We start from the raw sequence: 24,117 nt of genomic DNA on the forward strand, positions 1-24,117 counted from the left end.
GCGCATGGGTGTTAGTAAAGTTTTTCAGGCCAAGCGCAGATTATTTCATTTTGTCAGTTTACTTTTAGCTCGGTTTCATTTTTCGCAAAATTGGTAAATATATACAATTTAAGTTAACTTAGTAGCATCTTTTCATGAGAAATATGTATGCTATCTGAGAACCAAAAATTAGAATCAAAAACTGAGCAGCTTAGCATCATTAACCAGTTTTCCTCGTCGCTGCTGCATCTAACCAAACTTGACGAATTATTTGAATACGTTACAACACAGGTCGTTAATCGACTGGGATTTGTAGATTGTGTTATCTACCTTGCTGACCCTTATCAAGAGTATTTAGAAGTCGCTGCAAGTATGGGCGTTTGCCATGCTAATGGGGATTATCGTGTTGAACAAACTAAGATAAAGATTGGTTCAGGTATTACCGGGCAAGTTGCAACGACTAGAGCGCCCTTTATTTCTGGGAACGTCGCCTCTCACCCAATGTATATTGCTGATTTACGGCCAGCCATGTCAGAGCTATGTGTACCACTCGAGTATGATGGCCACTTGATCGGTGTTATTGACTGTGAACACCCTGAGGCTGATTATTTTACCTCCGCGCATTTACAGATATTATCAACGGTCGCACATTTACTCAGCGCCAAAATCCATCAATTACGCACCTTAGAAAACCTCCAAACCACGATTACCCAGTTGCACCAAGCGCAGAATTTAGAAAAATCACTACTGAAAATTGCGAACATCACTTACCGCTTTGAGAACCTTGAAGCTTTTTATGATGACTTATATAAAATCATTGCCTCTCAGCTTTGCGCCGAGAATTTCTTTATTGGCCTTTATGATACTCAACAGGATATTTTAGAAATCGATTATTTGATTGAGGGAGGCGAAAAGTGTAATGCTCACCAAAAAGTATCAAAAGATCAAATTAAGCATACTGCATCCTACTATATTCTGAAGAACCAACGACCTCTGCTATGCGATAACGATCAATTTAGAGCGCACATTACGCGGGGTGATTTTAAGATGGTGGGTCGCTCGCCACGCTCTTGGTTAGGCGTACCATTTTTGGTTAATGATCAATATCAGGGCGTGATTGTGCTGCAAAGCTATAATAACGACCAAGCTTTCGTGAGTCATGATTTATCTATTCTGACTTATATAAGTCGTCAAGTCAGCATGGCCATAGATCGGCAGCTTTCAAGGCAGGCACTAGAACATAGAGCTTTACACGATGATTTAACAGGTCTAGCCAATCGCTATTTATTATTAGAGCGGATCAAACATGCTATTTTGAGGCTAGCGCGAGTGGAGTCCGCTAATTTGCACTGCCTGATCTATCTCGATTTAGACAGATTTAAAAGCATTAATGACTCACTTGGCCACGATGTTGGCGACCATTTCTTAATTGCTATTGTTGAGATGATAAATGGCTGCATTCGCAAAACCGACACCTTTGCGCGGCTCGGGGGGGATGAGTTTGCGATTTTTATGGAAAACGTCCAAGACCGGCAACAAGTCACTCTGCTTCTTAATAGGATCACCACCGCCATAACCAAGCCTCTCCATATAGATGGCCATGTTCTACAAGCTTCTGGCAGTATTGGCGTTGCATTCACTGATAACGAATCCGATAGCGCAATTAATTTACTGCAACAAGCAGATGCGGCAATGTACGAAGCAAAATCTTTGGGCCGAGGTCAAGTATGTTATTTTAATAACGCCATGCGCAAACGCTTAAAACAGCAGGCCGATATTGAAAATGATCTGCAGCATGGCATAAAAAACAATGAATTTTCGCTGTATTATCAGCCGATATTTTCCCTAACGACAGGCACTATTGTTAGCTTTGAAGCCCTCGTCCGTTGGTTTCACCCCAAAAATGGTCTAGTGTCTCCAGATGCTTTTATTCCGATTGCAGAGCAAACCGGACAGATCATTGAGCTTGACTTACATTTGCTGGAATTAGCAGCCAAACAACTCAAACGCTGGAAAGCGCAAAAGCAGCCAAAGATTCGTATTACCGTAAATGTTTCATCGCGACATTTCGCAAGCTTAGAGTTCGTAGATACAATTCAGCAACTTTATCATCGCTATGAGCTTACACCTGGTTCTTTATGTTTGGAAATCACAGAATCTGGATTGATCGCGAACCTAGCCCTCGCAACCAAAATTATTCAGGGATTAGAATCCCTTGGAGTGAAGCTTTATCTTGACGACTTTGGTACGGGTTACTCTGCATTAGGTTATTTGCACCAGCTGCCTATTCATGTGCTTAAGATTGATAAGAGTTTCATTGACCAACTAACTGAAAGAGAGAACCCCCTAGTTGATGCGATTTTGAAACTTGCGCAATCACTTAATCTGACCGTTGTCGCTGAAGGTATCGAGCTCGAAACCCAGTGGCAGCTATTAAAGCAAAAAGGCTGTCAATTTGGTCAAGGTTATATTGTTTCTAAACCATTAGCCGCAGATCAAGCGATGGCATTTTTACTGAGTAGAAACTAGCAAACACCTCATTGTATATAAACAATGAGGTATGTGGACTTTTTAGATTAACTTTTCCCTAATTCGCTTCTGAGCTCCTTGGTCGCTGTCACCATATTCTCAAGTGCGGCTCGGGTTTCTGGCCATCCTCGAGTTTTAAGCCCACAATCTGGATTCACCCATAATCTTTCTACTGGAATTTTCTTCGCTGCTTTGTGAATTAAATCTTTTATCCATGCCATCTCAGGGACGTTTGGCGTATGAATATCATAAACGCCAGGCCCGATGTCATTGGGGTAGTCAAAATGTTCAAAGGCGTCGAGTAACGCCATATTTGAACGTGACGTTTCAATCGTGATCACGTCTGCATCCATATCTGCAATGGCGGCGATAATATCGTTAAACTCCGAATAACACATATGCGTATGGATCTGTGTTTCGTCATTCACACCACTTGCGGATACCCTAAACGCATACGCCGCCCAAGCTAAGTAGGTTTGCCACTGACTGGCTTTGAGTGGCATCCCCTCTCTAAATGCAGGTTCATCGATTTGGATCACCTTAATCCCTGCATTTTGCAAATCCACGACTTCATCTCTCAGTGCTAGTGCAATTTGATTCGCGATGCTTGGCTTGTCTAAGTCATCTCTGACAAACGACCAAAATAAAATAGTCACAGGCCCTGTTAGCATACCCTTCATCGGTTTTTTGGTTAAGCTCTGTGCATAACTCGTCCAATCAACTGTCATTGGTGCTGCACGCGAAACATCTCCCCAAATCACAGGGGGTTTAACACAGCGCGAACCATAACTTTGCACCCAGCCAAACTGAGTAAAGGCAAAACCTTCGAGTAATTCACCAAAATACTCAACCATGTCATTGCGCTCCGCTTCACCATGTACAAACACATCTAAGTTAAGCGCTTCTTGTTCTTCAACGGCATAACGGATCTCCGCTTCCATCTGGCTATGATAAGCATCAGCATTCAAGATACCCGCCTTATAATCACGCCGTGCCTTACGAATAGCTTGAGTTTGTGGGAAGGAGCCGATCGTTGTGGTTGGCAATAGGGGTAAATTTAGCGACTGTGCTTGTTTTTTAATTCTGATCGCGAATTCACTATTGCGTTGACCATCTTTTGCTGTAAGCGCTGAAACACGCTGTTGTACCTCGCTATTATTCACGCGAGTAGAGGTCAAGCGCGCTTTTACAGGCTTAGAATATTCGACCAACTTGGTAGTATCACGCAGCTCCAATGCATTTTTCAATAATGCCAGCTCTTGCCCTTTTTGTTTGGCAAATGCGAGCCAAGACTTTAATTCACTGTCAAGCTGTTGCTCTTGCTCTAAGTCGACTGGCGTGTGCAATAATGAGCATGAAGGAGCAAGCCAGAGATTATCACCACGACGTTCATGAACCTGAGCAAGTTGCTGGTATGCGCCTTCGAGATCCGAGCGCCAAATGTTACGACCATTCACAATCCCGAGGGACAGTACACTATCTTGCCCAACTACTTCACCTAACACGGCCAAGTCATAGTTTGCCGCTATGCAGTCAAAATGTACGCCTTCTACGGGGTAAGACTGGATATCTTCAAGATGCGCTTGTACGGAGTCAAAATAACTGGCCAATAACACTTTTACTCCTTGGCCGTTCAACGCATCAAAGCTTCGGCGCAGCGCGTTGCGATAAACATCGTCGATTTCCAATGCTAAAATAGGTTCATCAATTTGTACCCACTCAACGCCTTGCTCTGCAAGCTTGCCGAGTACCTGCTGATATACAATCAATAACTTATCTAATAAAGCCAATTTATCAAACGCTTGACCAACGCATTTAGCTAAGTAGAGATAGGTTACCGGGCCGACCAATACGGGTTTTGCTTGGTAGCCAAGTAATTGTGCTTCCTCTACTTGAGTAAATAACTCCGTCCAAGTCAGAGCAAAGTCCTGCGTTTGTGTTAACTCAGGGACGATGTAATGATAATTAGTGTTGAACCATTTTGTCATTTCACTGGCAGCACACGCACAGCCGCTAGGTGCTCGCCCCCTACCAATCCGAAATACAGTATCAAGATTTACCGGCTCATTATTTTTGTGACGACTAGGAATAGCGCCGACAAGTAATGAAATATTCAATACGTGATCATACCAAGCAAAATCGCCTACAGGGAGAAGGTCAACACCTGCGTCAGCTTGCAACGCCCAATTTTTTGCACGAATACGCTTTCCTTCTGCGATTAGGTCGTCTTTCGTTAAGTCACCTGACCAATAGCGTTCTACTGCAAATTTAAGTTCACGCTTTTTGCCTATACGAGGAAAGCCCAAGTTATGTGTTAATGCCATAATTTAAATCCCATCTAGAGGTTTAGATGTCTAAAATATAGTTTTCATGTTTAAAAACAACAATTGATGCTTTCTCAGAGTTCACATGAATAAAATTAAATTGTAATTTTTTGCAAAATTTTTATAGAAGTAGTGACAACGCTGTCATTTTTAGTGTTATAGTGGATTAGTGAATTTTTGAACAATTCACCGCAGGTATTTAGACGTCTAGACATTGATAATAACTAAATAGAATCGTAATATTGAGAAAAGCTGAGATTTGCTCACTTCAAATATGAGAATTGTTGATAATGATTGATATAAAGCACCTAAAGACTATCTCCACCTTGAAAGAAACTGGTTCTCTTGTGAATACTGCGCGAGAGCTATTCCTAACTCAATCTGCTTTATCACATCAGATCAAAGATCTTGAAAGCAAACTCGACTGCCAGCTTTTTGAGCGCAAAACGCAGCCTGTACGTTTTACCCCTCAAGGGATGTTATTATTGGAACTTGCCAACGATGTTTTACCTAAAGTTGAAGCAACCAAGTGTCGTCTGAAGGAAAGCCTTAATCAGCCTATCTCGCAACTCAGATTAAGCGTGGAATGTCATGCATGTTTTCACTGGTTGCTGCCAACAATTAAAGAATTCAATACCTTTTGGCCTGACATTAAGGTCGATTACGAACGTGGCTTTAGCTACGACGCTATTCCTGACCTTATTGAAGATGAGCTGGACTTAGTGCTTACCTCAGACATTCGAGAACCAGAACAATTGGAATACGCGCACCTTTTTGACTTTAAATTAAAGTTAATCGTTGCACCAGATCACGAGCTGGCCAAGAAGGCCTATGTCACAGCACTCGACCTAAAAGATGAAACCATCATTTCTTACCCTATTCCACGAGAGCGTCAGGATATATTTAAGCACTTCATTCAAAATGCACGCTTTGACGGTACACTAAAAACCGTCGATCAAGGTTTATTAATCTTCCAACTTGTCAGTGCAGGTATGGGGGTTGCGGCATTACCGGACTGGTTAGTGACCCCCTATGAAAGCCAAGGATTGATTAAATCTATTCCTCTTGGCGCACTTGGGTTAAATCGCCCGATGTATTTAGCTATGAAGAAAAGCATGAAAGACAACCCTGTCTATCGTCATTTCCTCAACACTTGCCGCAAAACCACCGCAAGATAATATACAGGGCTCTTTTTGAGCCCTTATTGTTATACATTTCTACAGCTTCAATCTCATGCTAGCATTGCGTTAGGCTTATCTAAATCTAGGACATGTTTAAATGTTTGAAGTCAAAAAGGTTGTCGGTCAACTTCTGATGCCTTTACCGTTATCTTTGGTTATGCTTATGGGGCTTATGCTTTTTATCTCTAAGATGCGTAAAGGACCTTATATTGCAAGCTGGTTCGTCTTACTCACCACTTGGGCATTGTCGACTCCTTATGTCGCACAACATATTATCGAGAGAGATACTGGCACTCTCGCTGCATTCAATCCAAGTAAGCACAGCAACATAGATAAAATCGTTGTACTTGGCTGTGATTTATACCCAGATAAATCTCTCCCCAGCAACGCCCAACTCGGCAGCTGCGGTCTAGCTAGGTTAGTTGAAGGTGTAAGACTTGCTAATATTTACCCAAAAGCCCAACTGTATGTCTCTGGTTACGGCTATGGCCATGCAACAAGCGCGGGACTTATGGCGAGAACCGCACAGAGCTTAGGTATTTCCGCTACACGTATTAAGCAAAACCCCAATGCCAAAGACACAGCGGACGAAGCAAAAATGCTAGCACCTTTGCTAGTCGATTATGACGTTGCATTGGTTACATCGGCTGCGCACATGAAACGCGCAAAAAACCTATTTGAAGCGCAAGGTATTGAAGTGTTCTCTGCGACGACGGAATTTTATAACTTCAAGCAATACCCACTAAGCAGGCTATTTATCCCGAACCATAAGGCCTTAGAAGTAGTCACCCGGATTTGGCATGAGCAACTTGGCAGTATGTGGATCACAATTCGTCGTATTATTGACCCAGAAGCACTATAAGCGTCGAAAAAGACATCAAAATCAGGCTAAAGTTCGATGAATTAGCGCTGAAAAACGTAAAAAATTGAAAATTTGCGCAAATATGGGTATAAATAGAGTTTAATCTTAACCCGCGTATCCGCGTACAACACGACTAGGATCTACGATGAGTAAACTAGATAAAACTGAAGTACTAAGCGCTTTCGAAGCTGCGTACGAAGCTGCACATGGCAAAAAGCCTGAAATCACTGCAAAACCAGGTTGGTATAGCATCGATGGAGGCAAAAACATGCGTCTTGCTGAAGTGGCTGAATTAACAGAAGAGCTAACTTCAGGGTCAGCTGTAGCAAGTGAGACAACGCAGGCACCTGCCAAAAAAGCGAAAACGACTAAGAAAGCGCCTAAGGCTGCAGCTGTAAAATCAGCAAGCTTTACTATCGTTACAGAAAACGAAGATGGCTTCAAAGCAGAAGAACAGTGGATTGCTGAATTAGCAGCAAAGGATCACGACTGTCGCTTACCTCGTGGTGTTGTTTAATCACAGTTTCATGAGTGAAGAAACCTCGCAGCAGCGAGGTTTTTTTTGGCCTGCAAAAAATCAATTCATACCCAACTTGAACGAAGACCCCCGATTTTTAAGACATAAGTTAAGCAGAGCTACGCTCCAAAGCACGATAATTAAGCAAGTGAACGACACCCAGGCCGATAAAAATATAAACGAAGCAAAGGGTAACTCTGGCCACCTTCCTGCAATACCATAACCCATAATAGTCTGTTGAGCGTAAAAGCAAATACATAAGATCATTCCAAAGCTTAAAGACAGTGACACTACAACACCTCGATGCTCATCTTTACGACGCAACTTAAACTGCCGTTTAATGTACATATAAGTACCACTGAGAACCAAAAATGAGATCACAATCCCAAATATAAACCACAATATTTTCCCCCATACACCCGCAAAGTTGCCAAAGTGTAGAGGGTCTGCAGTGTCAGATAAGCGCCAGTACAGACCTTGGCTCGATGCTGTTTGGCTGTATACAACTTCACCGCTGTAAGGGTTTACATATATTTTATTTGCCCTATCCCGCACGACCCAATCGTGGGATTGCCCCTCAGCATAAAAATAACCTCCAGAATAGCGGATCGCTTTCACCTCAAGGTCGGGTCTCGCCCCTTTTACTATTGCGAATAATTCTACTACTGACAATTGCGGCTTATTCTGTCGTGGTAGTTCGGGCAAAGGATTAACGGCAAAATCACCAACGTCGGTAAAGGCTGTTTTACCATCAACCAGATCCATTCGTACAAACTCAAATAGATACCAGATACTCGTGAATGAAATAACAATCGCAAGCCATAAGCCCCATACTCCACTTATTTTATGCATACTTGCCATTTTGGCTCGAGCATCCCCGCTAAGTGTTAAGGCAAATAACTTCTTCCACCAGCCGCGATATACATAAAGCGCACTCACAGTCGAAATACATAAAGGCACGGCAAAGATAAGCACAAGATAATATGAAATGATGCTGTCAAAAACGCCGAAAAAATGCATGTGAAAATCGCGAAAAAAGCGCTGAATATTAAAAAAGCTGGTTTCAGCTTGGATAGCTCCTGAATATGGATCGACATAAACATGTTGCCATGGACTATCTGGCATCCGCATCACGATGTCATGCGCAAAATAAGTATCAGGACCTGTAAAGGCAATCCCTATTTGGGCGTCAGGATACGCCTCTTGTACCATCTCATAAGCTGCTGCTAAATTTATGTTTGATTGGCCCTCTGTTGCCCTCACCGGCTCATTGAATAGCCAATCTAATTCGTGGGCAATACTCGCAAACGCGCCAGTCCAGCATATTATGAACAGCAACAACCCAAACCACACGCCACTCAAACTATGCCAGTTGAACCATTGTTTTGCCGTCATGTACCACCTAATAGCGAAGACATAAAACGACTTCACTCCCTTGCTTTGATATTCAAACACAGATAAGCCCCTGTGACAGCGCTATCTAACCTAATTGACACCCTACCTAACAATTAGATCCTGACCAATCTGAGATTTGGGTAAGCCATTATTTTTGCAATAATTCATTTTTTGAATTACCCCTTATGGTAACAAAAAGAATTATCATTTAGAATTGAAAATAATTTCTGTTTTCAGTTAGAACTGGTCGAAAGCTTGGTTCAATCTCAGAAAAATAGCTCCTACATTTCATAGGAACTTTCATCTTTATCTCTTGTGACGAAAAAACAATTTAGGAAAGGAAACACCCATGCAAACCAAAGCGCATCAATCTACAGCACTAGCTCTGATGTTATCACTCCTTTATTTTTCTCCAAATGCGGCAGCAGAAGTCGATCGCGACAATATTGAACGGATCAGTGTTGTTGGCCAGCCAATCAAGCGTAACTCGGGTCCCACAGGACTTGACCTTACTATTAAAGAAACCCCCCAATCTGTCACCGTTTTAAGTCACGATTATATAAAAGACTTCGAACTTAATGACCTCGAAGATATCATGGTACAAGCAACTGGTATCTCAAGATACAAATTTGGAGCGGGTGATAATACTGAGTTTACCTCTCGTGGGTATCTCGTCAATGCCTTGGTCAAAGATGGTTTACCTACTTCAATTGCTGGACCACAAGAGAGTCGCCTAGACACTATTGTCTATGACCGAGTAGAGGTTCTTAGGGGCGCTGCTGGCTTGATGGCTGGCGCAGGACAACCATCAGCAACACTAAATGTTATCACCAAGCAACCAGATCGAGGCGGTTTTGTTGAAGTTGGTGCCGAGATTGGCTCTTGGAATAAAATGCGTACACATGTAGATGCAACCGGAGCTCTCACTAAAGATGAAGCATTGGCCGGACGAGTTATTCTTGCCTATGAGGAAAAAGATAGCTTCGTCGATAAAGAAAATAGTAACAAGATCGTTGCATACACTCAGTTGCATCATTATTTCTCTGAAGATACAGAAGCCTCGTTTAGTGTTCATTACCAAGACAATGAACTGAAACTATCGCCGTGGGGATTGCCAATTTTTTACTCTGATGGTAGCTCTGTTGAAATAGACAAGAAAACAAATTTATCCTCGCCAGATAGTTACAACGGCAATACCCACCAAAGTTATCATTTAAAATTATCTCACCAAATCAATTTAGATTGGGCACTTAACTTTGGCGCACAATACAGTAAAACAGAAGCTGACATTACCTTAACCTACTTTAGTGGAAACCCAAACAAAGAAACGGGCCTTGGTCTTCAAGGCGGTGATAGACGTTGGATAGAAACCGTCGATGGGACTAATTTTATTTTGGGACTGGTTGGTCGATTTGAATTATTTGACCGATCGCACCAAGTAAATATCACCTATTTAAATGCAGATTTTGAATCTACTGACGATCGCTTCGAAGAGTTGGATGAAAATGCGAGGACAATTTTTTATCCACTCCAATCGATTAATAACCTTCACCCTGCTGCTCATTTAACCGCAACCGATAAGCAATTCATTGGCTATTGGGACAAAGCAACAAAAGAGCAGAGTATCGCCCTTAGCAGTAAATTAACGTTAACAGATGACCTTCACGCTATTCTAGGCGTCAAATTCTTCGATTATGAACGCACCAACGAGCGTGATTTTGCTTGGAGCGGATTCTCTAGCGATAAAGGTAAAGAAACTGGTGAAAGCCTATATGTGGGGCTGGTTTACAATATCAATGATCAGATCAGCACGTATGCAAGTTACACCGACGCCTATGAGCCACAACTGGATAAAATAGATGTGAACTTAAAGCAATTAGCGCCGATCACAGCGCGAAACTTAGAAGTAGGTATCAAAACCACACTATGGGACGACAAGTTACGCTTAAATGTCGCTTATTTTGATAGTTTAAAGGAAGACTTTGGTGTTGTTATCCCCGAATATGCGAATGAGCGACCAGCTAGGTATCGACCCGTTGATGGTGCAGAGGCTGATGGATTTGAAGTTGAATTAGAAGCAAAGCTAACAGAAGATTGGCAAGCAAACTTTGGTTATAGTGATTTCGATGTTGTCGACGAAAATGGTGAAGATATTAACTTGTACGCACCAAGAAAGACGCTCAATGCAAGTACTAAATATACTTATGGGGCTTGGAACTTAGGCTTGAGTGCAACTTGGGATACAAACAGAAAAGTTGATATTTTAAACGTTCCTGGTGTTGACCTTGGGCTGCCAACAGGTGGCCGTCGAGGTGCTGTGCGCGCTGAGCTTGATAGCCAGCTTTTACTTAATGCACACATCAAATATCAATACTCTAGCCAGCTTAGCCTAAAACTGAATATCAGCAATTTAACAGATGAGACGTTTTACGACACGTACGGTTTTGTACCTAAAAAACATAACGAGCCTAGAGCATACAATTTAAGTATGGAATACCTGTTTTAACACAAAACAGTAGGGCCTGGGTTAGCAACCTATTTCAGGCTTGGTTAGGTATGCAAAACGCTTAAATATATAGAGCGGGTTTATGGACAAAACCCGCTCTATTCTAGCCCCAAATAATCAGCTTCATTGTGGTTTCTGACTTTAGCGCAAAACCTCTTAAGTTAATTATCAAGTAAAGCCATCATTAAACCTTGAATACCAGTACTTGACTGTTTAGCTTTTCAGCGAGCGCTTCTAAATCATTACTTACATCTGCGTTACTTTGTGCATTGCGAGTAATTTCAGAAATACTACTACTGAAGTCGTTTATGTTTTCACTTATTTCCGCAACCACCGTTGTTTGTTCTTCTGTCGCAGTTGAAACCTGAATGTTCATACCGACGATTTCATCTACCGCCTTGTCTATGTCGGTCATGATTTGAGCTGACTCATTAGCCCTATCCACTCCAGCTGCAGCGCTCGATTGCGCACTTTCCATGGATGACACTGCGTTTTGTGCCATGCCTTGTAACTTACTGATCATATCCCGGATCGATTCTGTGGCTTTTTGAGTATTGTGTGCCAACTGCCTGACTTCATCAGCAACAACTGCAAAGCCTCGGCCGGACTCTCCAGCCCTCGCAGCTTCAATTGCAGCGTTCAATGCCAAAAGATTTGTTTGTTCTGCAACGCCTTGGATCATTAACACAACTTGGTTGATTTCATTAGACTGATCGTTCAATGCTTTAATCAACTGTGCATTATCCCCAACCTCATTAGCTAGGCGCTCAATAGCCTGAATATTTTGCGATATTACACTCATTCCTTGTTTCGCTAGCTTACCCGACATCTCAGCCTTGTTCGCAGTGTTCATCGCGCTATGTGCAACCTCCTGTATTGCACTACTCATTTCCGTCGCCGCAGTGGCTATCATCACCGTTTGCTGTTCCTGCTCTTGTGACGTACCAGCAATTGACTGGCTAATTCCATTTAGCTCATTGGACGTAGAAGAAAGGCTATTTACCATAGTAACTAGATTAGTGACTAGTTCATGTAAGCTCGACACCATAGTATTAAAATCATTACCTATCTCACTCAATTCATCTTCCCCTTCAATCACTACACGCTGAGTTAAGTCGGCATCTTTTGCGATATTACCAATGCGTAAACGCAGGCGATTGAGTGGCTCATTGATTGATCTGAATATCAGCATACCAATCACTACCATAACTATCACAATGATGAAGGATGACGCGATCATGGCCGTTTTGGTTGCACTGGCTTCTGAGCGTCCCTTATCTCTCAGCGAACTTGCTTCGGCAAGCTGTAATTCAATCAACGCAGTATAACTCTCACTTAAAGGGTCAAATACGGCGTAAAGGTCATGCACAAATTTATCGTAGGGAATTTCTTCAAATGTATTGGCATTTACTCTGCTAGTGTAATCAGCCAACAACTGTTTAACGGTCAGTTCTGCAGCCTCAACCTGTTTGACAAGCTCTCGTTCTTCATTTGTCAAATCGGTCGATAAATATTGTCGCCATTCTTTTTCCGCAACCTTCTTCGCTTCGTCGATTTGCTTTAATGCAGCACTATTTGAGAGTTGATGACCTCGTAACTTATGAAAAGTATCAACAATAACCACCGCATAGTTATCTGACACCACTTTTATTTGCCTAAGTGGTACAACTCTGTCGTCATAGATATGGTCAATGTAGCTGATAAGGTTGGATAATGTTCCGATGGTGAAGATGGTAGCAAGAATAAAAAACACAGCAGGTATGCCCGAAAGCGACAACAATCTGCTTTTAACTGAAACCCTATTTAGCATAGTCTGATTTTTATTAAGTGAACATAGAAATAAAGTATTACTCAAAGTTCGTATATTACAATGATAAATGTAAATAAAGCGGCTCGTTTTTGACGTACATCACACTTCTTCGATGTATCTTCTGGTTGTATAAGTTTGATTTTTATATCTATTATAAAAAAAGAGGAGAAGCTTTGGGGCTTCTCCTCTTTTATTCCACGTCGAAACTATACTCACTTAGCACTCTTCGTTTTCAGCGTTCAGGTTCTCTTTTACGTCTTCACAAGCGTCTTCTACGCTATTTTCGACTTCTTGAACTGTTTCATCGAAGCGTTCGCCGGCATCTTCCGCTGGACCTTCACTACAACCAAATAGTGCTAAAATTGAAACAAAACCAAATGCTTTTGCTAATGTAATTGCTGAATTCATCATAATCTATCTCCTAAACCGTTTTTTGCGTTAAATCCCTTTTACCTGGGAGCTCGTGCTTTGCCAAAAATAAATGAAATAATCATAAAGGCGATAAACACAAAGAATAGAATTTTCGCCATTCCAGCCGCAGCGCCTGCGATTCCTGTGAAACCTAGCACAGCTGCGACAAGTGCTAGGAATAAAAACATTACAGCCCAACTTAACATAACGTCCTCCTTAGGCAGTCAGCTCTTGCAACTGCTTCATTTGATCGTGACAAGCTTGCATTCTGGTTTGAATTTGCAGTAATACACTCTTGCATTTTGGTGGAAGGTCTTTACTTAGCGCTTTATCAAGCTTGCTTAACACTTTGTCTTCCACTTCTTCTAGTTGCGAAATATAGGTGTGCTCTTTATCTGTGCTCACCATGCCAATCAGCTTGGTGTATGACTCTCTAATGTCGATGCTAAGCGCTGAATCAGTCTCGATTTCACCTTCGTCGATAAGAACAAATGGTTGTAGATCCGAAATCGCTTGCGCTTTATCTACAATCATTTGGTCAAATACTCGGTTTAATTCGATATTATCTAGCTTCTTTTTAGCTTCAGTGTAAAAATCAACACCACCATTTAATACTTTAATGAGCTCTTTTACCGGCTCCATGTCGTAATTTGAATCTGCCATAAATAACTCCTTTAGTTTAAATATTTAATAAGTGCGTTTTGCAAATATTATCTTCTGTCAAATTTACTAATGCAGTTTAAGTGCCAAAATATAAGCCTTTATTTTTTAAGAATTTTTAATCTGACCGTGTACAGACAGGTGAAAATATTACAAGCTAGATGTAAATTATTCCTGTGATAATTGCTCACTCAAGGTCGCGCTTCCCTTTGCATTGAAGTCCAGGGTTCTAATTGGGAAAGGAATTAAGATATCGTTATCAGCTAACACACGGTTAATGGTGCAAATTGCTTTGTGCCTGACTACCATAAAGCCGGGATCTGCTGGATAGTCTATCCAAAACCACACGAGAAGATTAATAGAACTATCACCAAAAGACTCGGCATAGACATCCGTTTCTTTTTGGTTTACCACAAAATCAAGCTTATTAATTGCCTCGACAATCACCTCTCGAGCTTGCTCTGGGTCGTCCGCATAGGAGATACCAACAGGTACTTCTATTCTTCGCTTGCCAAGTTTAGTGTAATTTTGTAGTTCATTTTTAAAGAGAATTTTGTTGGGAATATAAGACAGTTGGCCGTAAAAGTTCTCTACTAAGGTATTTCTCAAATTGATTTTGCTTACCGTGCCAAAGCAATCCTTGGTTCTTATAATATCACCGACCATAAAAGGTTTTCTGACTCCCATCACAAATCCAGCAATGAGGTTCTCTGTCATGTCTTGGAATGCAAAGCCAATGGCAAGGCCTATGATCCCAGCCCCAGCCAACAATGACATCACAGCGCCTGATAGTTTCACGATATCTAGAGCAAAGAAAATCCCGATAGCAATAATAGAAACTTTAAATATAGAGCTAATAAGAGAAGCGACTTGTTCGGTCTTTATTGCTTTTCTTATCGCTTTAGAAAACCAAACAGATGATATTTTAGCTAGAATCGTAAAAAATATGATAACCATTAAGGCTAGGATCATATTGGGCAGTAATTGCACACCCGCTTCAAGCCAAGCGATTAACTTATCATTAATTAATGTCCAAAACTTTTCTAAGTTCATAATCACACATTCCTATATAAGTACTCAACAAAGTTAGGATGCAGTAATCGTTCCTAGTTATATTAATTAGCGGTTCATTAAAAAGGTAATTATTACAAAGTAATATGCACATTTTCTCGGTAAATTCTTCCTTCCTGTTTCCTATAAAAATAAAAAGCCATTAATTTCAACAACTTAAAAACTGGCACAACAGCTGCAATAAGTAATTCGACTACGAAATTAAAGGAGTTTCATTATGAAAAAGACATTAATTGCAACTGTACTTGTATCTTCACTTACTACTGCTTCAGCATTCGCCGCTGATAACTCTTGGGAAAAAGAGGCAAGTGATGCTTGGATCGATGGTAAAGCGGAAGCTACGCTGCTTTTTAACGGTGAATTGAACAGCTTCGACATTAATACTGACGTAAAAAATGGTGTTGTTGTACTTACTGGTAAAGTCGAACATTCAGTAGATAAAAAGTTAGCTGAAGAGCTTGTACTAGGTATCGACGGCGTAAAAGAAGTGAAAAATGACCTGACAATTGTAGAAATGTCAGATGAGCGCAAAAAAGAGCGTAATTATGAGAGTGATACGGGCTTTACTGACGCAAAAATCGCAACGGTAATTAAGTCTCGTTACCTGTTCGACACTGACGTAGATGGCACTGACATTGATGTTGATGTTGAAGGCTTAGTCGTAACGTTAAACGGTCACGTAGGCAGTGAAGCAGAACGCGACCTTGCAGTTCAAATCGCGAAAAATGCTAATGATGTTAAAGAAGTAAAAGACAACCTTCGTGTAACCAAAAAATCATAAGCCAATTTTAATTTGAGGGGGAATTTCCCCCTCCCATACTTACATTGATTTAAGGAGTAAAGATGAAACAATTAACTATTGCCGCTGCGCTACTAGCCTCTCTAGGTCTTGCATCTACCGCTGCTCACGCGGAGTCTGATTTTGGACTAGATGATTATAAAATTTACACAGGTATCGGCTACGGCCAATACTCTTTCCAATGGGAAGATCGTGAGAACGACACCTCTTTCGACGATGACTCTTCTATGTTAAAAGCTTATGTGGGTACTAAAATCAATCCATATTGGAGCTTTGAGCTTGCCTACGAAAACTTCGACGAAGCAAGTGACATTGATAACTCCGCTGAAATTGACGGTATTTCTTTGTCGACGCGTATCTCAGCCCCATTAAATGAGCATTTCTCGGTATATGCAAAAGGTGGCTGGCTTGAGTGGGATGCTGATATCTACGCGGATATTCCAGCTGTAGGCCGTGTTTCATCTAACCTTGAAGGTGGCGACTGGCTTTACGGTGCAGGCGTTGAGTTTCACCTGAATGAAAACATTAATATGCGTTTAGAATACACGCGTTATGAACTTGAAGACGATATCGACCCAGATATGGACGTAGCTGCCGTCTCTATCGAATATCAGTTTTAAGCAGTAATTTTGGCTCCATAGTAGCCCCCAATTATTTCCCCTTTGACTCAGTCCTAGCTCTTCCACAAGAGCTTGGTTTCGGCGCTATCACTTGGTAGCGCCTTTTTTAGATTTCATTTTGGCATATTAAGTTAATCGCTTTATGGTTGGCTGTCCTCTACTTTTCAGCTCGGCTAATATCCATTGAACAATTTTTTCTTTGAGCGGGCTTTGTCAACTCACTATCTTCTATCCTTGAGTCCACGTTAAACATCAATTAAACAGCCATGAAGCAGACTTGAAAATCCATTTTTTGTCACCACCTTAGAACTGAATTTATACAACTAATACCGAGTTATAAGACCTGAATTACTATATTGAGCTTGGAGGTTATATGGAATTGTCTCTCTATTTCGACTTTATGCTTTATATGTTGATCGGTATAAGTGCCGCACTGGGTTGCTTTGCTGTAGTAAATGTTTTTACAACGTGGGTCAGTAAAGTTCAATTCCGAAAGCATCGCTACCCGAACAATCACAGAGGGTTACAATAACTTGGTCAATGGTTAGTGCCTTCTAGCAAGAAAAGACGGCACTAACCTTGCGCCAGCGGCAAGATTCAACCCTTACTCTCGCTACACGATACCCTGTACTTCTTCCATGAAATTTTTACAACCTTTGTAACTACGTATCAATCCTGAACACGAAAAACCATAAGCAATTGAATTTAAAACACTTTAATTATGGCAAAGCCTTTGCATTAGTAAGAGTGAACTAAACGAATAAGGAGTAGTTTATGAGTAATCAAGCAAATCAAACACAGACAAGCAACACAGCTAAACCGCAGGCAAATGGACACGATTCTAGCCATCCTGTTACGGATCAAATCGCAGACACATTGCATGCTTCTGTAGATTCACTGCACGCTTCAGCTTCTCGCACTGAAACGTCGCTACGAGAGAAGAGCCACAATTCAAGCGAAGCCATCGGTGCTAAGCGTAAAGAGTGGGAACGTGCGTGGAACACATCAGGTATTAAAAAGTATGCCACCGAAAATCCAGTAAAAACGGCTGGTATCGCATTTTCACTGGGTATGTTGGCAACTATGCTATTAAGGAATAAGTAATCATGCAAGACCAAGCTCAAGTAAGAGACCGTCAAGCAGCTGCTCACGAGCGCACTCCAGCGCTCGCTGAGCTTAAAGACTCTGTGTCTCTATTAATAAACAGTTATCAGCAAATCGCCGAAGCACAAATTAGCTTATTAGGAGCCAAATTTAGAGCTAACCTTAAAACTTTATGTATTGCACTAGGGTTGATCCTATTTTCGTTAATATTAACGGCAATGGTGTGGGGTAGCCTACATGCGTTATTCGCGTATGCACTAACCTATGCAGGGCTTAGCTGGTTTATTTCAGCAGGCATTGTTCTGACTATCAATATCGCGGTGATATATTATTTAATTGTGACAGGGCTTAAGCTGTTCAATAACAGCATAAATGATCTTACATCCGGTTTTTTTACCCCGGTAGTGAAGTCGGAGGCAAGCAATGACGAAACTCGCTGAGTTTATTACAGATAAATTGCACCAAGAGGTAGTGGCGGAGAAGAAAAGACTTATCGATGCTAAACAATTTAATCGACTGACTCATGTAAAAGCCAAAAAGGTATTCACCGGCGCGATCAGCTCGCCGCAAGGAATGGGCTTTGTTTTTATGTTTGGCGCGCTTAGCGCTAAATACGGCAAATTTGGTGCATTAAGGAAAATAGTGCTATTGCAAAGAATGGCTCAAGGCTTAATTTAACTCCTCGAGCTATTCTTTACTACTTCCTTTAATCCAGCTTTTCTTTAACTTCCTTCAGATCCACCAAGGTAATAGGCTTTAATAACACCTCATCCACTTGCGACTCTGCCAACTTTTCCGGCTCAGGATCAAAACCGCTAGCAATCACAATATGTTGACTGGGATCTTGTTCCTTGATCTCTCGCGCTAGCGTAAGTCCGGACTTATCAGGTAGGCCTATGTCCAGTAAAATAGTGTCAAAACGCTCAGAGCCAACGAAGTGTTGCCAACAGTTTTGTGCACAATCGGCCGTAACCACATTCACTTGTAATGAATTCAGTAGCAACTTCAATAAGTTGCGCGTATCTGCATCGTCTTCTACCACTAAAAACTGCAAAGTACCATCGGCTTGCATCATATCAATGCTAGGTGATGGCAACTTATCACTCAAGTAATGCTTTAAACACTTACCCAGCTCAGGTACATTGATAGGCTTACTCATCATATCGCTAAAGCCAAGCGCCTTTAACTCTTCTTTTGTACCTTTTTGGGCGGCAGCGGTCAATGCGATAACGGGTAAGTCAATATCACGCTCTCTAAGTGCAACAATAGTATCTCGACCATCCATTTTTGGCATATGCAAGTCCATAAAGACTAAATCATATTTATTTGGGTTATCCTTAAGCATCGCAAGCGCTTCAATGCCATCGCCTGCAATTTCAGCCGTTGCACCTGTTTGGCCAATCAAAGTACGCATTAACATCTGTATCTCACTAATGTCTTCAACGATAAGGATATGCCCTTTTAGGTCCGATGGGAGCGCTTTATTAGCTGCATTTTGCGTTTTATCTAACACAAGTGGAGCAAGAGCCGCTCCGTCTACCTTCTCTAGATCGATACAAAAGCCAAATTCACTCCCCTCTCCCAAGGTCGACTCAACCGCCAGCTCACCGCCCATCAATTTAATCAGTGCTGAGCTAATAGCTAACCCAAGACCAGCGCCCTCATCCGTGCGTGTTGTAACGTTTTGTACTTGTTCAAATGGCTTGAATATACGTTTAAGCTTGGCTGCAGGAATACCAATGCCCGTATCAATTACCTTGAATTCAAGCTTTGCATCCGCTTGTAGTGTGATCTCGACCTTCACAAAACCAGAACTCGTAAACTTAATCGCATTATAAATAATGTTGATAAGTACCTGTTTTAGCCTTGTTTTATCGACTTTTACATCTTGAGGGAGTGGCGTTTTAGCTTCAATACTAAAACTCAAGCCTTTTTTCGCAGCAGCCATTTTGAACAAACTATACAAGTCGCTAAGAAAACTACTCAAGCATGTGTCTTGTTTATTGAGCTGTAATCGGTTTTCTTTTAGCTTTGACAGGTCGAGCACATCGTTGAGTAAATTAAGTAGATGCTCGCTGTTGTTATTAATAATAGATAGCTCAGGCTTAACATTTTGTAATTCTTCCCGGGATAGGAGGAGATTGGTGTATCCCAAGATAGAAGTGAGTGGCGTTCTTAGTTCATGACTTAAATGAGCCAAAAAGCGGTCTTTTGCTCGACTGTCAGACTCTACTCGCAATCGCTCAAGACGCTCACGTTCAAGCTCTTTCCGTGCCAAAGCATAACGGATAGAACGAATAAACCGCGCGCTGCTTATTTCTGACTTAAGTACGAAATCTTCAGCGCCCGCTTTCAATGCGTCGTTATCCAAGACTTCGTCCGATTGTCCCGTTAACATGATTATCGGCGTATGAACCTGTCTTGCTTTGGCTTCTTTTAACACACTTAACCCAGTTTGCGGGCCTAACTGATAATCCAACAAGCAAAGATCAAAGCCATTGCTCTCCAGCGCTTCTAGAGCTTGGTGGTATTGGCTCTGCCAAACGAGATTAAATTTAAAGTTAGGGATCGACTCCAAATAATCTAAGGTTAAAATATAATCGTCTTCGTCATCTTCAATGAGTAACACATTGACTTCACTGACTGACTCCTTTGTCATATTGGCCTCCGTAAATGAAGTGATAGTAACTCGTTTAGGTCGTCACGACAGGCTGAAACAAGTATAGGACGACTTGGAGTGTGTGAGCGCTTGCTTGCACAAGCGCAATAGGGTTAATTTGGCAGTTCTACTATTTCAATCCAGTACTTGCCTAAATGCTTCATCAAATCCACTAAGCCATCAAAATCAACAGGCTTAGTAATATAAGATGCCGCGCCAGAGTCATATCCTCTTAGCTTATCTTCTTCCTCTTTCGAAGTCGTTAAGATGACTACAGGAATAGAGCGCAGTATTGGATCCTTTTTAATTTCTTGTAGCGCTTCTCGGCCATCCATTCTTGGCATATTCAGGTCAAGTAAAATGAGGTTTGGTCTTGGGTACTGTTGCTTATCAGTAAACTGGCCCTCATTTCTTAAATATTCTAAAAGCTCAACCCCATCCTTAACAAATTGAAACGCATTGAGTACACGGCTCTCTTCTAGCGCATCCTGAGCTAGCAAGCGATCATCTTCGTCATCATCCGCCATCAAAATATGGATCGGCTGAGTTTTTTTATAGTTCATTTTTCAGTTCCTGAATAATTGGTGTTGGTTCAACGAGTAATGTGATCGTGAATTTAGCACCTTTACCATCTTCACTGGTTGCTGAAATTGCCCCACCGTGCCGCTCAACGATGCGTCTACACACGGTTAAGCCAATACCAGTACCAGCATATTTTTTTCTATCATGTAGCCGTTGGAAAGGCGAGAATATTTTATCCGCGTATTCAACGTCAAAACCAACACCGTTATCTTCCACTACTAAAGTATAGGCATCTTGGCCCACCAATTGGCTGTTTTCAACTGTAATCGTAATAACCGGATCACGCCCGTCTACTCTAAACTTGATAGCGTTAGAAAGTAAATTTAAAAATAGTTGGTGTATTTGGCTGGCATCACATTTTACTGTCGGTAAAACGGCGGCATTCACACTTGCATTGCTGTCCTTGACCGCAATTTCTAAATCTTCCAACACAAACTGTAAAACTTGATTGAGATCTTGCTCTTCAAATGGTTTTGCTCTGGTGGTAACACGGGATAGCTCAAGCAAGTCAGTGATTAGCGTCGACATACGCTGCGCAGCACCTGTCATCCGAGCCAGATAATCCCTCCCTTTATCATCCAAATGTTCACCATAATTTTTTTCGATGCGATCACCAAAAGCGCGGATCTTTCTTAGTGGCTCTTGCAGGTCGTGGGAGGCAACAAACGCAAAATCTTCGAGTTCTCGGTTACTACGGTTAAGCTCTTCAGCGTAATGTTCTAACGCTTCAGTACGCGCCTGTACCTTTTCTTCGAGGTGGTCATTAGCTTGTTCTAACTCGCGCTTAGCTTGTTTGGTACTGCGCAGATTTGCGACCAATAGTAGCAATATGGCAAAAATCATCACGGCACTTAGCAAAGTAAACACCACGATATTAGTCTGTGCTTCCTTTCGTACCCGTTTTAACTGATTTAATTGAATAGCTCGGATATCCACTTCCGCGGCCATGATCCGAGTATACTCTTCCCGTAGATCGCCACCAGAGTCCGAAGCGCGATCAAGTAATAAAGCTTCATTCCCCGTATCGGTATTACGCGCAACGACTATCGTACTCTGTAACGTTTTAAATCGCCTCTTCACACCGTCAATATAGCTATTTATCTTTTGCTGCTGCACATCACTTTCAGAGTGGTTCTGGGCAACTCTCGCAATACTCTCATTAAGATTTTGCAATGACTTTTCAAACGGCGCTAAGTCACTTTCTTTATTTGAGATTAAAAATGCTCGCTGTCCAGCTTCTGCATTTAACATCGCGATATGAAGCTGATCCAGAGACATCATCACTTCGCTGGTATTACGAATACTCTCTTGAACTTGGTTTAACTCTTTAACATTGTTAAAACCGATTAGCGCATTGGACGCTACCAGCCCTACGCTCACAATCACGGCAAACCAGATGAAACTCAGTTTATTGCTTAAGTTCATAAAAGCGCTTACTCTGGATTCATTGTTCACTCATTATTTCCTTGCTCCACCAGCGTCTGTAACAACTCGCTGCATTCTTTAGTTGCCTTAATAATCGTATTAGCTATCTCGATTATCTGTTGTTGAGAACCGGGTTGTTCAGCAATAAGCTTAATCAACTCTGAGTTCATTGAAATTTGATTCAAAGGTTTGCGTGCGTCATGCACTAATTTCGCAAGCTCACCTTGACCATGTTGTGTCATTGTTCCTCCCCGAAATTATGACTGTGTTTCTCCTTCATAGGCGTTTAAACGGTTGTAGAGTGTTTTTGTACTGATCCCAAGCATTCGCGCAGCCAGTGTCTTATTACCTTCTACTGATTCTAACGTCTGGTAGATCAGCTCTCTTTCTACCTCTTCAATCGTTTTACCAGGCTTCATTTCAGGCGTCGGTACTTGAATGGCGTTTGCTCTACTTGACGTGCCCACCTGTGGTGGAATTGGAGTGCGATTAAGCTGTGCATGCTCCACCATGCGCTTTGCCTGCGCAAATGGTGAAGCGAAGTTCGCATCAAATACTAAACTGTGATCATCGTGATCTGCCATAATATAGGCACGATGAATCGTGTGCTTAAGTTCACGCACATTACCAGGCCAGTCATATTCAACTAAGCGATTCATATCCGCCGCCTTAATCACAAATTGACTATTACCTTTCTTGTTTAACCCTTGCAGAAAATGCTCAGCGAGCAAAGGAATGTCTTCTTTTCTCTCTCTGAGCGGTGGAATATGGATTGGAAATACTGCCAAACGGAAATAAATATCTTCTCGCAGTACATCATTGGTAGCAATGTCTTCAACACTGCGGTTAGTCGCAGATATGACCCGACAATTTACTTTTATTGGTTTAGTACCACCAACTCGTGTCACCGTATGCGTTTCAAGTACACGTAATAGGTTTGGCTGTTGCTCAATTGGCATCTCGGTTAATTCATCCAAAAATAAAGTGCCATTCTCTGCTTGTTCAAACACTCCGACTTTTTGAGCATTTGCACCTGTAAACGCCCCCTTTTCATGACCAAAGAGTTCGCTTCCAATCAAGTCTTTCGGGATTGCACCACAGTTTACGTTAACCAAATCCCCAGTTACTGTACTGGCATTGTGAATGGCGCGTGCAAACATCTCTTTACCTACACCACTTTCCCCCATCAACATCACATTAGCGTCGGTGCCCGCCACGCGCTCTATCATCTTATATAGATGTTTCATTTTGGAAGACTCACCCAGCAGCACACCAAAGTGCGCTTGACTCTCGGTTCGTTTAGTTTTGTTTTTAGAAGGGCTTAGCGCATTTCTAAAATCGTCTGCATCAACGGGTTTGGTGAGATAACTTACCCCGTCATGACAAAGTTGAGACAAGGCTGACTTTACTGATGGATGTCCCGTAACCATCGTTATAGGTGTACGGATCCCTGCAGCTCTAACTTCGTCCACTAAATGTAAACCACTGCCATCCGGCAGCATAAAATCAAGAAAGATATGATCAAAACTTTGCGTTTCTAACCATTGTCTGGCCGACGCCAAATCATTTGCTAAACACGCGTCATGTCCCAAGTATTCAACTATACGACAAGCCAGCTCTGCGAAATCATGATCGTCATCTACTAATAAAACGGTTTTCAATTGAGTCCCTCTCTCAATGCTC

General features: G+C 41.8%; 22 protein-coding genes. 10 read left to right on the top strand and 12 right to left on the bottom strand.

The window, feature by feature from the left end:
• The first annotated feature begins 147 nt into the window (after positions 1–147).
• Positions 148–2,508, top strand: coding sequence for an EAL domain-containing protein (locus tag DRB05_RS10590; RefSeq protein ID WP_128726905.1), 2,361 nt, complete (start codon positions 148–150; stop codon positions 2,506–2,508).
• Between the two features lie 47 nt (positions 2,509–2,555).
• Here the strand turns inward: DRB05_RS10590 and metE are convergent, their stop codons facing one another.
• Entirely contained in the window at positions 2,556–4,832 is a 2,277-nt protein-coding gene (gene metE / locus DRB05_RS10595) for a 5-methyltetrahydropteroyltriglutamate--homocysteine S-methyltransferase (RefSeq protein WP_128726906.1), read from the bottom strand.
• A 290-nt stretch (positions 4,833–5,122) separates the two neighbouring features.
• On the opposite strand from metE, the gene DRB05_RS10600 reads away from it, so the two are divergent.
• From DRB05_RS10600 to DRB05_RS10610, 3 genes are all read left to right on the top strand, one after another.
• Positions 5,123–6,010 carry a LysR substrate-binding domain-containing protein gene (locus DRB05_RS10600; protein WP_010370874.1) on the top strand — a complete coding sequence of 296 codons (888 nt, stop codon included), beginning with the start codon at positions 5,123–5,125 and terminating at the stop codon, positions 6,008–6,010.
• Positions 6,011–6,110: 100 nt separating this feature from the next.
• Positions 6,111–6,875: an ElyC/SanA/YdcF family protein gene (locus DRB05_RS10605; RefSeq protein WP_128726907.1), complete on the top strand. Its 765-nt coding sequence runs from the start codon at positions 6,111–6,113 to the stop codon at positions 6,873–6,875.
• A gap of 145 nt (positions 6,876–7,020) precedes the next feature.
• Complete coding sequence (locus DRB05_RS10610; RefSeq protein WP_010606607.1) at positions 7,021–7,392, top strand: hypothetical protein; 372 nt, start codon at positions 7,021–7,023, stop codon at positions 7,390–7,392.
• A gap of 60 nt (positions 7,393–7,452) precedes the next feature.
• Here DRB05_RS10610 and DRB05_RS10615 read toward each other — a convergent pair whose 3' ends face one another.
• Entirely contained in the window at positions 7,453–8,787 is a 1,335-nt protein-coding gene (locus DRB05_RS10615) for a PepSY-associated TM helix domain-containing protein (RefSeq protein ID WP_128726908.1), read from the bottom strand.
• Between the two features lie 349 nt (positions 8,788–9,136).
• Here DRB05_RS10615 and DRB05_RS10620 point away from each other — a divergent pair, with 349 nt between their 5' ends.
• Positions 9,137–11,293 (top strand): TonB-dependent siderophore receptor, encoded by a 2,157-nt coding sequence (locus tag DRB05_RS10620; RefSeq protein WP_128726909.1) that lies wholly within the window; start codon positions 9,137–9,139, stop codon positions 11,291–11,293.
• A gap of 184 nt (positions 11,294–11,477) precedes the next feature.
• Here DRB05_RS10620 and DRB05_RS10625 read toward each other — a convergent pair whose 3' ends face one another.
• The 5 genes from DRB05_RS10625 to DRB05_RS10645 form a co-directional block, all read right to left on the bottom strand.
• Entirely contained in the window at positions 11,478–13,103 is a 1,626-nt protein-coding gene (locus tag DRB05_RS10625) for a methyl-accepting chemotaxis protein (RefSeq protein ID WP_128726910.1), read from the bottom strand.
• A 216-nt stretch (positions 13,104–13,319) separates the two neighbouring features.
• Complete coding sequence (locus DRB05_RS10630) at positions 13,320–13,511, bottom strand: hypothetical protein (protein ID WP_128726970.1); 192 nt, start codon at positions 13,509–13,511, stop codon at positions 13,320–13,322.
• Positions 13,512–13,552: 41 nt separating this feature from the next.
• Positions 13,553–13,720, bottom strand: coding sequence for a DUF1328 domain-containing protein (locus DRB05_RS10635; protein WP_010378934.1), 168 nt, complete (start codon positions 13,718–13,720; stop codon positions 13,553–13,555).
• A 10-nt stretch (positions 13,721–13,730) separates the two neighbouring features.
• Positions 13,731–14,177 carry a PA2169 family four-helix-bundle protein gene (locus tag DRB05_RS10640; RefSeq protein ID WP_128726911.1) on the bottom strand — a complete coding sequence of 149 codons (447 nt, stop codon included), beginning with the start codon at positions 14,175–14,177 and terminating at the stop codon, positions 13,731–13,733.
• A 165-nt stretch (positions 14,178–14,342) separates the two neighbouring features.
• Positions 14,343–15,227, bottom strand: a complete 885-nt coding sequence (locus tag DRB05_RS10645; RefSeq protein ID WP_128726912.1) for a mechanosensitive ion channel family protein — start codon at positions 15,225–15,227, stop codon at positions 14,343–14,345.
• A 235-nt stretch (positions 15,228–15,462) separates the two neighbouring features.
• Here DRB05_RS10645 and DRB05_RS10650 point away from each other — a divergent pair, with 235 nt between their 5' ends.
• The 5 genes from DRB05_RS10650 (at position 15,463) to DRB05_RS10670 (ending at position 18,446) form a co-directional block, all read left to right on the top strand.
• The gene (locus DRB05_RS10650; protein ID WP_128726913.1) at positions 15,463–16,026 is read left to right on the top strand and encodes a BON domain-containing protein; all 564 of its coding nucleotides are present in this window, start codon (positions 15,463–15,465) and stop codon (positions 16,024–16,026) included.
• A gap of 62 nt (positions 16,027–16,088) precedes the next feature.
• Positions 16,089–16,664 carry an outer membrane beta-barrel protein gene (locus DRB05_RS10655; RefSeq protein ID WP_128726914.1) on the top strand — a complete coding sequence of 192 codons (576 nt, stop codon included), beginning with the start codon at positions 16,089–16,091 and terminating at the stop codon, positions 16,662–16,664.
• A 774-nt stretch (positions 16,665–17,438) separates the two neighbouring features.
• On the top strand, positions 17,439–17,768 hold the full coding sequence (locus tag DRB05_RS10660) for a hypothetical protein (protein WP_128726915.1): 330 nt from the start codon (positions 17,439–17,441) through the stop codon (positions 17,766–17,768).
• A gap of 2 nt (positions 17,769–17,770) precedes the next feature.
• Positions 17,771–18,208 carry a phage holin family protein gene (locus DRB05_RS10665; protein WP_128726916.1) on the top strand — a complete coding sequence of 146 codons (438 nt, stop codon included), beginning with the start codon at positions 17,771–17,773 and terminating at the stop codon, positions 18,206–18,208.
• Positions 18,192–18,446, top strand: a complete 255-nt coding sequence (locus DRB05_RS10670; protein WP_128726917.1) for a hypothetical protein — start codon at positions 18,192–18,194, stop codon at positions 18,444–18,446. Before DRB05_RS10665 ends, DRB05_RS10670 begins: the two co-directional genes overlap by 17 nt.
• A 28-nt stretch (positions 18,447–18,474) precedes the next feature.
• On the opposite strand, the gene DRB05_RS10675 is transcribed toward DRB05_RS10670, so the two are convergent.
• The 5 genes from DRB05_RS10675 to DRB05_RS10695 form a co-directional block, all read right to left on the bottom strand.
• Positions 18,475–20,427 carry a response regulator gene (locus DRB05_RS10675; protein WP_128726918.1) on the bottom strand — a complete coding sequence of 651 codons (1,953 nt, stop codon included), beginning with the start codon at positions 20,425–20,427 and terminating at the stop codon, positions 18,475–18,477.
• A gap of 113 nt (positions 20,428–20,540) precedes the next feature.
• Positions 20,541–20,990 carry a response regulator gene (locus DRB05_RS10680; protein ID WP_010606594.1) on the bottom strand — a complete coding sequence of 150 codons (450 nt, stop codon included), beginning with the start codon at positions 20,988–20,990 and terminating at the stop codon, positions 20,541–20,543.
• Positions 20,980–22,464, bottom strand: coding sequence for a sensor histidine kinase (locus tag DRB05_RS10685; RefSeq protein ID WP_128726919.1), 1,485 nt, complete (start codon positions 22,462–22,464; stop codon positions 20,980–20,982). The genes DRB05_RS10680 and DRB05_RS10685 overlap by 11 nt, the downstream gene beginning before the upstream one ends.
• Positions 22,461–22,676 carry a histidine kinase gene (locus DRB05_RS10690; RefSeq protein ID WP_128726920.1) on the bottom strand — a complete coding sequence of 72 codons (216 nt, stop codon included), beginning with the start codon at positions 22,674–22,676 and terminating at the stop codon, positions 22,461–22,463. The genes DRB05_RS10685 and DRB05_RS10690 overlap by 4 nt, the downstream gene beginning before the upstream one ends.
• 15 nt (positions 22,677–22,691) lie before the next feature.
• On the bottom strand, positions 22,692–24,095 hold the full coding sequence (locus DRB05_RS10695; RefSeq protein WP_128726921.1) for a sigma-54 dependent transcriptional regulator: 1,404 nt from the start codon (positions 24,093–24,095) through the stop codon (positions 22,692–22,694).
• Positions 24,096–24,117 lie beyond the last annotated feature (22 nt).

Origin of the sequence: Pseudoalteromonas sp. A757, assembly GCF_004103285.1 — a bacterium.
Taxonomy (GTDB): domain Bacteria; phylum Pseudomonadota; class Gammaproteobacteria; order Enterobacterales; family Alteromonadaceae; genus Pseudoalteromonas; species Pseudoalteromonas galatheae.

Excerpts from the sequence above, each read along its gene's own strand:
- DRB05_RS10665 (WP_128726916.1), top strand. The coding sequence starts at position 17,771 with ATGCAAGACCAAGCTCAAGTAAGAGACCGTCAAGCAGCTGCTCACGAG.
- DRB05_RS10690 (WP_128726920.1), bottom strand. The coding sequence starts at position 22,676 with ATGACACAACATGGTCAAGGTGAGCTTGCGAAATTAGTGCATGACGCA.
- DRB05_RS10605 (WP_128726907.1), top strand. The coding sequence starts at position 6,111 with ATGTTTGAAGTCAAAAAGGTTGTCGGTCAACTTCTGATGCCTTTACCG.
- DRB05_RS10660 (WP_128726915.1), top strand. The coding sequence starts at position 17,439 with ATGAGTAATCAAGCAAATCAAACACAGACAAGCAACACAGCTAAACCG.
- DRB05_RS10650 (WP_128726913.1), top strand. The coding sequence starts at position 15,463 with ATGAAAAAGACATTAATTGCAACTGTACTTGTATCTTCACTTACTACT.
- DRB05_RS10615 (WP_128726908.1), bottom strand. The coding sequence starts at position 8,787 with ATGACGGCAAAACAATGGTTCAACTGGCATAGTTTGAGTGGCGTGTGG.
- DRB05_RS10610 (WP_010606607.1), top strand. The coding sequence starts at position 7,021 with ATGAGTAAACTAGATAAAACTGAAGTACTAAGCGCTTTCGAAGCTGCG.
- metE (WP_128726906.1), bottom strand. The coding sequence starts at position 4,832 with ATGGCATTAACACATAACTTGGGCTTTCCTCGTATAGGCAAAAAGCGT.
- DRB05_RS10600 (WP_010370874.1), top strand. The coding sequence starts at position 5,123 with ATGATTGATATAAAGCACCTAAAGACTATCTCCACCTTGAAAGAAACT.
- DRB05_RS10670 (WP_128726917.1), top strand. The coding sequence starts at position 18,192 with ATGACGAAACTCGCTGAGTTTATTACAGATAAATTGCACCAAGAGGTA.
- DRB05_RS10640 (WP_128726911.1), bottom strand. The coding sequence starts at position 14,177 with ATGGCAGATTCAAATTACGACATGGAGCCGGTAAAAGAGCTCATTAAA.
- DRB05_RS10645 (WP_128726912.1), bottom strand. The coding sequence starts at position 15,227 with ATGAACTTAGAAAAGTTTTGGACATTAATTAATGATAAGTTAATCGCT.
- DRB05_RS10635 (WP_010378934.1), bottom strand. The coding sequence starts at position 13,720 with ATGTTAAGTTGGGCTGTAATGTTTTTATTCCTAGCACTTGTCGCAGCT.
- DRB05_RS10675 (WP_128726918.1), bottom strand. The coding sequence starts at position 20,427 with ATGACAAAGGAGTCAGTCAGTGAAGTCAATGTGTTACTCATTGAAGAT.
- DRB05_RS10655 (WP_128726914.1), top strand. The coding sequence starts at position 16,089 with ATGAAACAATTAACTATTGCCGCTGCGCTACTAGCCTCTCTAGGTCTT.
- DRB05_RS10680 (WP_010606594.1), bottom strand. The coding sequence starts at position 20,990 with ATGAACTATAAAAAAACTCAGCCGATCCATATTTTGATGGCGGATGAT.
- DRB05_RS10630 (WP_128726970.1), bottom strand. The coding sequence starts at position 13,511 with ATGAATTCAGCAATTACATTAGCAAAAGCATTTGGTTTTGTTTCAATT.
- DRB05_RS10625 (WP_128726910.1), bottom strand. The coding sequence starts at position 13,103 with ATGCTAAATAGGGTTTCAGTTAAAAGCAGATTGTTGTCGCTTTCGGGC.
- DRB05_RS10620 (WP_128726909.1), top strand. The coding sequence starts at position 9,137 with ATGCAAACCAAAGCGCATCAATCTACAGCACTAGCTCTGATGTTATCA.
- DRB05_RS10590 (WP_128726905.1), top strand. The coding sequence starts at position 148 with ATGCTATCTGAGAACCAAAAATTAGAATCAAAAACTGAGCAGCTTAGC.